Here is an 11,720-nt window from a genome sequence, read left to right as displayed (position 1 = left end):
GGTAACTCTTAGAACGAATTACACAGCAATTATAGCATTATTTTTGAGGGAATTCCTTTAATTTACATAGACGTTACATAGAATTTACATCAGAGTTATATAACCATTTTTTATGATTGTTAATAACTGTCTTCATAGTATTGATGGCAGGACCACCAATTATATTTCGGCCATTTATACAGGCATCGATTGTTATATAATTATAGAGATCGTCTTCAAAGTAGGAGGATAACTGAGTAAGTTCATCTACAGTTAGATCTTCGATATTTTTTTCATTTTCCATACAATACAAAACTGTTTTCCCAATGATCTCATGGGCATCTCTAAAACTAACACCTTTCTTTACTAAGTAATCAGCTGCATCAGTAGCATTACAAAAGCCGCTTTTTAGACCTTTTAGCATATTGTCTTTTTTAAAACTTGATGTTTCTAATAGCTTTGTTAACACTGATATGCAGGCTTTTGTTGTGTCCAGAGCATCAAATAGAGCTTCTTTATCTTCCTGCATGTCTTTGTTATAAGCTAGGGGAAGGGCTTTCATTGTTGTTAAAAGAGCCATTAAGTCACCGTAAACTCTGCCAGTTTTTCCTCTTATGAGCTCAGGAATATCTGGGTTTTTTTTCTGTGGCATGATACTACTGCCAGTAGAGAAGGCATCATCTAATTGGATATACTGAAATTCGTCTGTATTCCAAATAATGAGTTCTTCACATAGACGACTCATATGCATCATCATAACTGAACAGCTAAATAAAGTTTCAAGTGCAAAATCTCTATCACTGACAGCATCCATACTGTTTAAGGTCAGGGCTTGAAAATCTAATGAGTCAGCTACAAATTGACGGTCAAGAGGGTAAGTAGTAGAAGCTAACGCACCTGAACCAAGGGGCATGATTTTGGTTCGTTTTAAATTATCTTCTAAACGCTCATAATCCCTCTTAAACATTTCAAAATAAGCCATGAGATGATGAGCTAATGTCGTAGGCTGTGCTTTTTGAAGATGGGTATAGCATGGCAAGTAAGTACCCATATGCTCTTCAGATATTTTTATGATAATCCCTAGTAAATCTGTTACTAAGGCAAAAAGTTCTTGTATCTCGTCTGTTATATAGAGTCTTAGATCAAGAGCCACCTGATCATTTCGGCTTCGACCAGTGTGAACTTTTTTGCCCACAGTACCTATACGTTGAATTAATAGTTTTTCGATGTTCATATGAATATCTTCTGCTTCTATATCGAATTCAATCTTACCCTTCTCGATATCTTCATGAATATCTTCCAATGTTTTTGTGATCATCTCAGCTTCCGAAGGAGGAATAATATTTTGCTTACCAAGCATTTTTGCATGGGCAATACTACCTTTAATATCCTGAGAATATAGTCTTTGATCAAATGATATTGAAGCATTAAAAGCGTTCACTTCTTTGTCTGTGTCTTTAGTAAAACGACCTTTCCACATTTTCATAATTAACAACCTTTCCAATTATACAATGTTTTGCTCCATTAATGCACGGACTTTTAAAGGTAAGCCAAAGAGATTGATAAAGCCTTCGGCATCTTTATGATCGTATAAATCACCTGTATCAAAACTAGCGATATCTTCATTGTAAAGAGAATAGGGTGAAGAACTTCCAGCAGATACAATGTTCCCTTTATAAAGCTTTAGGGCAACTGTACCTGTTACAGTTTTTTGAGTTTCATCAACAAATGCAGAGATAGCTTCACGTAATGGGGTGAACCATTCACCGTTATAAATTAATTCAGCAAATTTATTAGATAATTGCTGTTTCATTGCGAAAGTCTGCTTATCCAAGCACATATGCTCCAACTCTTGATGAGCTGCGTAAAGAATACTACCTCCTGGCGTTTCATAAATACCTCTTGATTTCATACCTACAATTCTATTTTCTAATAAATCGATAATCCCTATACCGTTAATGCCACCAATAGTATTTAATTTTTTTAGCATATCAATTGGAGAAAGGATTTCGCCGTTTAATTTTGTAGGAATACCTTCTTCAAAATCTAAAGTAATATAAGTAGGTTTGTCTGGGGCGTTTTCGGGTGTGTTGGATAGGTGAAGCAATGTATTATAGTTAGGTTCATTTTCTGGATTTTCTAGATCTAAACCTTCGTGGCTAATGTGCCAGATGTTTAAGTCACGGCTATAGCTGTCATCTTCTTTCATAGGCACATCAATACCTCTAGCCTTGCAATAATCAATCTCATCTTGACGAGATTCCATATCCCATATTCGCCAAGGGGCAATAATCTTTAACTCTGGCGCCAATGCTTTGATGGTTAACTCAAAACGTACTTGATCGTTTCCTTTTCCTGTTGCACCATGGCAGATGGCTACAGCGCCTTCTTTTTTAGCAATCTCTACTAATTTCTTAGTAATGATAGGACGTGCCATGGAGGTACCTAGTAAATATTTATTTTCATATTTAGCACTTGCTTTGAGAGTTGGGTAAATATAGTTGACGATGAAATCTTCTGTTACATCTTCAATATAGAGCTTGCTGGCTCCTGATGCTAAGGCTCGTTCTTCCATACCAACAAGTTCTTTATCTTGCCCTACATTAACACATACTGCAATAACATCATAGTTATAGTTTTCCTTTAACCATGGAATAATGACTGTGGTATCCAATCCACCTGAATAAGCTAAAATAATTTTATCATTCATATTCTTTCACCTCTATGTATAAATATTCATTTTTATTAATAAATATAATAACAGATAATCAATTAAAATTCAATAACTAAATTCGAAATATCGTTGAAATTAAATATTTTAACACATTTATAGCAAATTGCATAAAAATATAAATATAAATTAAAATAAATAATTATACATTACCAATTGAAATAATATTCATAATTATGTATAATTATAAACAATTTAAATTATTTACTGCTGTTTTCATCTTTAAGACAGGGTGGATGATCAATAGATATTAAAATGAGGGTTAAGTACTATAGGAGGTGCTAAAATTGATAAAAGCGTCAATTATCGGAGCGACAGGTTATGCAGGAGGAGAAATATTACGCTTACTTATTAACCACCCAAATGTTCATATTGAAGCCATTAATTCTAATACATACGCAGAAATGAAATATGATACCCTTTATGGCGGATATAAGAATATATTTGAAAAAACTTTAGAAAGTGTTGATTTAGAAGAATTAGCTAATCGCTCAGATGTCATTTTTATGGCTATGCCAAATGGGAAAGCCATGGAGTTTGTTAATAAAGAACTACTTAATCAAGTAAAAGTAATCGATTTAAGTGGGGATTTTCGATTAAAAAATATGGATCTCTACGAAAAGTGGTACAAAATAAAGCATCATGAATCAAAAAGTTTAAAAGAGGCTGTTTATGGCTTAACAGAATGGAATAGGGAAAGTATTAAAGAAGCTCGTTTAATAGCTAATCCAGGTTGTTATACAACTTGCAGTCTATTGATTCTTCTCCCACTTTTAAAAGAAAACTTAATAGATCCAAAGCATCTGTTTATTGATGGTAAGTCGGGAGTTTCAGGTGCAGGAAAAGGTCTAGCTTTAGGTACCCACTACCCAGAATGTAATGAAAATATCAAAGCTTATAAAGTTGCAGAACATCGTCACACACCAGAAATCGAAGCTTGCATAAAGGATATGACGGATAAGAACATACAAGTCAATTTTACACCCCATCTTGTTCCTATGAATCGCGGAATTCTATGCTCTGCATACACAGTGGCAAATCAGGGTGTTACAAGTAAAATGATTGAGCAAGTTTATGACCATTATTACAATGAAGAACCCTTTATACGGTTTCGTGGAGATAAGCAAATGCCAGAAACAAAATGGATAAAAGGAACTAATTATTGTGATATAGGATTTAAACTGGATCAACGTACAGGACATCTTATGTTGTTCGGAGTAATTGATAACATGATGAAAGGTGCTGCAGGTCAAGCAGTACAAAACATGAATCTACTATTTGGCTTAGAAGAACAGATGGGCTTAAATCAGATACCGCTAACAATATAAGAATTTATTTACTCAGCAGTCTAAGACATGGACGTCTTTCCAGCTGATGTAATTGATCTCCTTACATGCTTGATCCCACGGAACTATCTTTACAAAGAAGTTTTAATAAATAGAGAGGATGGTAGCTATATGATACAAAAAAATAAAGGCATCACATACCCTACTGGTTTTATGGCAGCTGGCAGCCATGTAGGGCTTAAAAAGAAGAAAAAAGATTTATCCATGGTAGTTTCTACTGAGAAGGCCAATATGGCAGCAGTATTCACAACGAATAAAGTTAAGGCTGCTCCAGTACTATGGAATCAAAAGGTTCATCAACTAGGTAAAGGTGTAAAAGCTTTGGTCATAAACAGCGGGAATGCCAATGCATGTACAGGTGAGATAGGGCACCAGCATACCGAGCAAATGGCAGAGCAAATGGCGACTTCATTTGAAGTAAAAGCTGATGAAGTTCTTATTGCATCAACAGGGGTAATAGGTGTGCCATTACCCATAGACAAAGTAATAAAAGGCATTCAGAAGGTTGCTCCTACTGTTTGTAGTGATGACAAAGCAGGTCAAGATGCAGCAGAAGGCATTATTACGACAGATACATTTATCAAACAGGGGGCCATACAAGTTCAATTAGAGAACCAAGTAGTGCGTATAGGTGGAATGGCAAAGGGGTCAGGGATGATTCATCCAAACATGGCTACCATGCTATCCTTTATAACGACAGATGCCAACGTGGACCCATTACTACTGCAAGAGATGTTAACTGAAACAACTGAGGATACCTATAACATGATTTCTGTTGATGGGGACACAAGTACCAATGATATGGTAATCGCATTAGCTAACGGTTCGAGTAATGGAAGTCCTATCATAAAAGGAACAAAAGACTATAAGATTTTTAAAGGAGCCTTTCTCGAATTAAATATTTACTTAGCCAGAGAAATTGTAAGAGATGGTGAGGGAGCAGGTAAGCTAATCAAAGCAACAGTCAATGGAACAGCCACCAAGAGAGACGCTAAACTTCTTGCAAAAGCCATTGTAGGCTCAAATCTTGTCAAAACAGCCTTCTTTGGAGAGGATGCTAATTGGGGACGGATATTATGTGCAATGGGTTATTCAGGAGCACAATTTAATCCTAATCAAGTTGATATACGCTTTTTATCGAAAAGTGGATTAATAGAAGTGTTTAAGAATGGAATACCAGTAAGTTTCAGTGAGGATAAAGCTTTAACAATTTTGAAAGAAGATGAAGTAGAAGTGCTGGTGAATGTCTACGATGGAATAGCACATGCAACAGCATGGGGCTGTGATTTGAGTTATGAATATGTCCGAATTAATGGTGAATACAGAACATAGGGAGTGATAGAATGGAAAAGTATATTTCAAAAGCAAAGGTATTGATTGAAGCGTTACCATATTTTAAAGCTTTTAATGATAAGATAGTCGTCATAAAATATGGCGGAAGTGCCATGATTGATGACCATCTTAAATCAGCAGTTTTAGAAGATATCGTTTTGATGCGCTATATTGGTATGAAACCTGTCATTGTACATGGTGGAGGTAAAGAGATTAGCACAACTTTAGAACGTTTAGGTAAGAAGACGGATTTTATACAAGGTTATCGTGTAACAGATGAAGAAACAATGGAAATAGCTGAGATGGTTCTATCAGGTAAAGTAGGTAAGAACATTGTTAGACATCTTCATGTACATGGCGTCAATGCAGTAGGTATCAGTGGCAAAGATGGTGGAATTCTTAAATGCTGTAAAAAAAGTATTGGAGATATCGATGTTGGTTTAGTTGGTGAGGTAACAGATGTCAATCCAAAGTTAATCATGACATTACTTGAAGATGGTTTTATACCTGTCATCTCTCCTATTGGTATTAATAAAGAAGGTGAAACATTTAATGTGAATGCTGATCAAGCTGCATCCTCTATTGCAGGAGCAGTGAATGCAGAAAAATTGGTTTTCCTGACAGATGTACCAGGTGTGTTAGGTGATAAAAACGATCTTTCAAGCTTAATGAGTACTTTATCCTTGAGGGAGATTCAACTACTTATTAAAGAGAAACAAGTAGAAGGTGGGATGATTCCTAAGCTGCAATGTTGTTATCAAGCAGTAATAGATGGTGTGAAAAAAGTGCATATACTGGATGGTCGTGTGGAGCATAGCCTGCTTCTAGAGATGTTTACCAATGATGGTATAGGAACAATGGTTGAAGGAGGCGAGCAGGATGAAAAAATGGTTATCTAGAGGTGAAGAAGCCTTGATGAATACTTATAACTCTTTTCCTGTTGTACTTCATTCCGGCGAGGGCGTCTATGTTAAAGACATAGAAGGAAAAAGGTATTTGGATTTCGTGAGTGGGATAGCAGTCAACAGTCTGGGTTATGGTAATGAGAGTTTTATTAAGAGTGTGACGAACCAACTACATAAGATATGTCATTGCTCAAATTTATACTACAGTCAACCCAATATTGAAGTAGCAGAAAAGTTAATCGAACTATCAGGCTTAGATAAAGTATTTTTCTGTAACAGTGGTGCAGAAGCAGTGGAAGGAGCACTTAAGCTGGCAAGACAGTATGGAAAAAAGTATAAATCAACTCAGGCGGCAAAGGTGATAGCCATGGAAAATTCTTTTCATGGTAGAACATACGGAGCGTTGACCTTAACTGGACAAAAAAAATATCACGCTGGATTTCAACCACTTCTGGATCAAATTCAGCATGTTCCCTTTAATGACTATTCCAGTCTTGAGCAAGCAATTGATGATGACACCTGTGCTATATTTTTAGAGCTCATTCAAGGTGAAGGTGGCATTAACATGGTGGACCAAGACTTTTTAGAACAAGTGAGAAAGTTATGTGATGATAAAAATATCTTACTGATCTTTGATGAGGTTCAAACTGGGATTGGTCGAACAGGCAATTGGTTTGCTTTTCAAAATTTTGGTATCAAACCGGATATTGTCACTTGTGCAAAAGGTCTTGGTGGCGGTTTTCCAGTAGGAGCGCTCATAGGAAATGAGAAAGCAAGTAGAGGTTTTAGTCCAGGTGAACATGCATCTACCTTTGGAGGAAATCCATTAGCCATGTCAGCAGTAAAAGCTGTTCTTGAAGAAGTAGAGAAAGAAAATATATTGCCACATGTTAAGGAGGTAGGTGAGTATTTATCTTATCGTTTGAATAAATTAAAGAAAAAATATGCTGTAATCAAGTCTGTTAAAGGGATAGGTCTTATTCAGGGGATTGAAGTAAGCAACATGAAAGACATGAAAGAAATAATAAACAAGGTAATGGAGGAAGGCTTATTATTAGTCAATGCAGGTCCAAAAGTCATACGTTTTGTGCCACCTCTTGTGACAACAAAAGCTCAGATAGAAGAAGGTATAACAATCTTAGAAGTTGCTTTGAAGGAGGTTACTGATGGAAGTTAATATTTTACTAGAAGATGGCACCAGCATGAAAGGGAAGACTCAGATACATTTTGATCATTTAGTGGGGGAGCTTGTATTCAATACTGGCATGACAGGATATCAAGAGGTGATGACAGATCCATCCTATGCAGGCCAGATGGTTTTAATGACTTATCCTTTAATAGGTAATTACGGTATTCGAGTAGGGGAAGAAGAATCTGAGCGAATTCAAGTAAAAGCCTTTATAGTGAAAGAAGTCACCGAGGAAATCAGCGATTATACGGCAAAACAAGATATCCCTTTAATCTATGATCTGGATACAAGAATGCTTACTCGGAAAATAAGAAAAAGTGGTACAATGAACTGCATGATTCAATGTGAATACGATAAAGATGAGGAACTTGATCAACTTTATACTTATGCAGCTGATAAAGAGATTATCGATGTGGTATCATGCAAAGAAATTATCGATTACTCAGGTTCAGGCACAAAAGTAGGTGTACTGGATTTTGGAGTCAAAAGAAGTATAATTGATCGCTTAAAAGCTTTGAATTGTCATATTATTCAGTTTCCTCATGATACACCAGCAAAGGTTATTTTGGGCTATAAATTAGATGTATTGTTGTTATCCAACGGACCTGGTGATCCAAAGTGGGCTGAGATAGGGATAGACTGTTGTAAAGATTTAGCTGGGCAGATACCTTTAAGAGGTATTTGCTTAGGTCATCAAATATTGGCCCTAGCTTTAGGAGGAGATACCTATAAGTTAAAGTTTGGCCATAGAGGGAGTAATCATCCAGTCATGGAACTAGAAACAAATAAAGTTTTTATCACTTCCCAAAACCATGGTTATGGTGTTCGAGATGAAAAACTCCCAGAGGGAATGAAGGTCACTTATCGAAACATTAACGATCAAAGTGTTGAAGGAATAGAAGTTAAGGCACTCAATATTAAATCTGTTCAATTTCATCCAGAAGAAGGGCCTGGTCCGGAAGAAGGGCATATTATTTTGGATAACTGGATAAAAGAAATAGAAAAGGAGGATCAGATCAATGCCATTAAGAAATGATATTAACAAAGTTCTTGTCATAGGATCCGGTCCTATTCTTATTGGACAGGGTGCTGAATTTGATTATGCTGGGACTCAAGCGTGTAAGGCACTTAAAGAATTGGGGATAGAAGTAATTCTTGTCAACAGTAATCCAGCTACCATCATGACAGATGACCATATTGCTGACAAAGTATACATACAGCCCTTAACTGTAGAAGCTCTAACATGGATCATAAAAAGTGAAAAGCCAGATGGATTATTAGCTACATTAGGAGGACAGACGGGTCTTAATATGGCTATTAAGTTGAAGGAAGCTGGAGTACTGGAAGAATATAAAGTCACCCCCCTTGGAACATCCATCGACACCATCAAGAAGGCTGAGGATCGTGAATCCTTTAAGGAGTTGATGCTGGCTATTAAAGAGCCAGTTGTAAAAAGTGAAATTGTATCAACAGTTGAAGATGCCTTGATCTTTGCAAAACAAATTGGTTACCCTGTTGTTGTAAGACCTGCTTTTACACTTGGAGGAACAGGTGGTGGCATTGCTGAAAACGAAGAAGTTTTACGAAGTATTGCTAATCGTGGGTTGCTTTATAGTCCCATTGATCAAATACTCGTGGAACAGAGTATTGCAGGATGGAAAGAGATCGAATATGAAGTGATGAGAGATGGCAATGATACGTGTATCATTGTGTGTAATATGGAGAACATGGATCCTGTAGGTATTCATACAGGAGACAGTATAGTGGTTGCTCCGTCTCAGACATTATCCGATAATGAATATCATATGCTTCGTACATCAGCAATTAAAATTATTAAAGCTTTGAATATAGAAGGTGGTTGCAATGTTCAATACGCTCTACATCCAGATACAGCAGAATACTTTGTTATTGAAGTCAATCCAAGGGTTAGTCGATCCTCGGCCTTAGCGTCTAAGGCAACAGGCTATCCTATTGCTAAAATATCCGCTCAGATAGCAGCAGGATTGCATTTGCATGAAATAATTAATCCAGTTACAGGTAAAACAGTTGCAGCCTTTGAGCCAACCTTGGACTATATTGTAACTAAAATACCAAAGTTACCCTTTGATAAATTTAATTATGCAGATAGAAGTTTAGGAACTCAAATGCAAGCTACAGGTGAAGTGATGGCTATAGATAGGAGTTTTGAAAGTTCTTTACTCAAAGCTCTGATTTCCTTAGAAGGTGGATGTATAGGTTTAAGAGATGAATCGCTCAGTCAATTGTCCGATAACGAGGTATTTAAGAAATTACATGAACCCAATGACCAACGAATTTTTGTCATTGCAGAATGTTTACGTAGAGACTTTACACCTATTGATCTAGCTGACATAACTATGATTGATATGTGGTTCATTAACAAAATCAATAACATCATTTTAATGGAAAAGCGATTAGCTAATGAAGTGTTAAACATGGATCTGCTTAAGGCTTGTGAAAAAATGGGTTTTACAGATCAAGAGATTTTAGAATTATCAAGAGTTTCTAAGACAAAGATCGATACTCTTCGACGAGTTAACAACATCTACCCTGTATATAAAATCGTTGACACATGTGCGGCAGAATTCGAAGCCAAAACCCCTTATTACTATTCTTCTTATGATGAAGAGGATGAAAATAACATTAGTTTAAATGAAAAGATTATTGTCATTGGCTCAGGACCTATACGTATTGGGCAAGGTATAGAATTTGACTATGCTTCAGTACATGCTGCATGGGCTATTGAAGAACTGGGATTTGAATCAATTATGATCAACAACAATCCGGAAACAGTGAGTACAGATTTTGATACATCCAATAAGTTGTACTTCGAACCATTGTATTTTGAAGATGTACTTAATATTGTCAGAGCAGAGGTACCAAAAGGTGTTATTCTACAATTTGGAGGACAAACAGCAATTAACTTAGCTGAAAAGCTGATGAAAAAAGGTGTTCAAGTTTTAGGTACATCTGTTGAGGCTATTCATTTGGCAGAAGATCGTAAACAATTTGATAGTTTGTTGGAAGAACTCAATATACCAAAACCAGATGGAATGTCAGTTATTACTTATCAGGGGGCTGCCATGGTTGCTAAGGAATTAGGCTATCCTCTTTTGGTCCGCCCTTCTTTCGTCATCGGTGGTAGAGCTATGCAGGTAGTTAATAACGAGATTGAATTAAAAACATACGTAGAGGAGGCAGTAAATCTTTCATCAGAACATCCTATTTTGGTTGATAAGTATATAGAAGGTATCGAGGTTGAAATCGATGCAATCTGTGATGGAGAAAATATCTTGATCCCAGGAATTATGGAGCACATAGAAAGAACAGGGGTTCATTCAGGAGACAGTATGTGTGTCTATCCTCAACAGACCATTAATCAAGCGGCTATATCAAAAATTATTGATTATACATCAAAACTAGCGAATGCTTTACAAATAAAGGGATTAATGAATATTCAATTTGTTATAGCTAATGATCAAGTTTATATTATTGAAGTTAATCCAAGAGCTTCTCGTACAGTGCCAATTATTAGTAAAGTAACGAAGGTACCCATGGTGAAATTAGCTATCGCAACGATCTTAGGACATAAATTGACTTCCTTAGGTTATGGAACAGGACTCTATCCTTCATCTCAATTAATAGCTGTTAAAGCACCAGTTTTCTCTTTCCATAAATTAAAGCAGGTAGATATTGCTCTTACTCCTGAGATGAAATCAACAGGAGAAGTTCTCGGTGTTGATAGCAACTATGAAAAGGCATTATTAAAGGCATTTATTGGGGCTGGTTACCCCATTATTAAAGAGGGTAATGTTCTCATTTCACTGACAAAAAACCGATATGAAGAATGTCTACCTCTCATTGAAAAACTAATCGTTAGTGGATTTAATCTCTTGGCTACTGAGGGAACTTATGAATTCATCAATCAGAAGGGTTATCCTGCTCTTAAAGTGGAAAAGGATGAAGTAGAAGCTTTGCAACATATGCTCCAGGAGGGCAAAGTGCAGATGTTATTTAATCTTCCAACTGCGGGTAGACAGCCTGAACGAAGTGGTTTTAAGCTTAGAGAAACGGCCAACTCATTCGGCATTCCTTGCTTTACATGCTTGGATACAATAGAAGCTTATTTAACAGCTATCCAACAAGAGGCAAAGGTTTTAACTTATAACGAGATTAAGGCATATATGTAAGAAAAGGGACTATCTCAAATTGAATAGGTT

At 36.3% G+C, this 11,720-nt stretch carries 8 protein-coding genes; 6 read left to right on the top strand and 2 right to left on the bottom strand.

The window, feature by feature from the left end; translation table 11 throughout:
- Nucleotides 1–73: 73 nt before the first annotated feature.
- The gene (gene argH / locus C1Y58_RS11560) at nucleotides 74–1,465 is read right to left on the bottom strand and encodes an argininosuccinate lyase (RefSeq protein ID WP_105616196.1); all 1,392 of its coding nucleotides are present in this window, start codon (nucleotides 1,463–1,465) and stop codon (nucleotides 74–76) included.
- Nucleotides 1,466–1,483: 18 nt separating this feature from the next.
- Nucleotides 1,484–2,689 carry an argininosuccinate synthase gene (locus tag C1Y58_RS11555; protein ID WP_105616195.1) on the bottom strand — a complete coding sequence of 402 codons (1,206 nt, stop codon included), beginning with the start codon at nucleotides 2,687–2,689 and terminating at the stop codon, nucleotides 1,484–1,486.
- Nucleotides 2,690–2,997: 308 nt separating this feature from the next.
- Between C1Y58_RS11555 and argC the strand changes: the two genes are divergently transcribed.
- The 6 genes from argC to carB all read left to right on the top strand — a co-directional run bounded on the left by argC (nucleotide 2,998) and on the right by carB (nucleotide 11,690).
- Complete coding sequence (gene argC / locus C1Y58_RS11550) at nucleotides 2,998–4,038, top strand: N-acetyl-gamma-glutamyl-phosphate reductase (RefSeq protein ID WP_105616194.1); 1,041 nt, start codon at nucleotides 2,998–3,000, stop codon at nucleotides 4,036–4,038.
- A gap of 129 nt (nucleotides 4,039–4,167) precedes the next feature.
- On the top strand, nucleotides 4,168–5,388 hold the full coding sequence (gene argJ, locus C1Y58_RS11545) for a bifunctional glutamate N-acetyltransferase/amino-acid acetyltransferase ArgJ (RefSeq protein WP_105616193.1): 1,221 nt from the start codon (nucleotides 4,168–4,170) through the stop codon (nucleotides 5,386–5,388).
- A gap of 11 nt (nucleotides 5,389–5,399) precedes the next feature.
- Nucleotides 5,400–6,287 (top strand): acetylglutamate kinase, encoded by an 888-nt coding sequence (gene argB / locus C1Y58_RS11540; RefSeq protein WP_105616192.1) that lies wholly within the window; start codon nucleotides 5,400–5,402, stop codon nucleotides 6,285–6,287.
- A complete protein-coding gene (locus C1Y58_RS11535) occupies nucleotides 6,268–7,470 on the top strand; it encodes an acetylornithine transaminase (protein ID WP_105616191.1) in 1,203 nt (400 codons plus the stop codon). The genes argB and C1Y58_RS11535 overlap by 20 nt, the downstream gene beginning before the upstream one ends.
- Entirely contained in the window at nucleotides 7,460–8,518 is a 1,059-nt protein-coding gene (carA, locus tag C1Y58_RS11530) for a glutamine-hydrolyzing carbamoyl-phosphate synthase small subunit (protein ID WP_105616190.1), read from the top strand. Before C1Y58_RS11535 ends, carA begins: the two co-directional genes overlap by 11 nt.
- The gene (gene carB, locus C1Y58_RS11525) at nucleotides 8,502–11,690 is read left to right on the top strand and encodes a carbamoyl-phosphate synthase large subunit (RefSeq protein WP_105616189.1); all 3,189 of its coding nucleotides are present in this window, start codon (nucleotides 8,502–8,504) and stop codon (nucleotides 11,688–11,690) included. The genes carA and carB overlap by 17 nt, the downstream gene beginning before the upstream one ends.
- The last annotated feature ends 30 nt before the right edge of the window (nucleotides 11,691–11,720 follow it).

The organism is Vallitalea okinawensis (genome assembly GCF_002964605.1).
Taxonomy (GTDB): Bacteria; Bacillota; Clostridia; order Lachnospirales; family PQDH01; genus Vallitalea_A; species Vallitalea_A okinawensis.
Note: the sequence above shows the minus strand (reverse complement) of the source record. Positions and strands in the feature narration are given on the sequence as shown.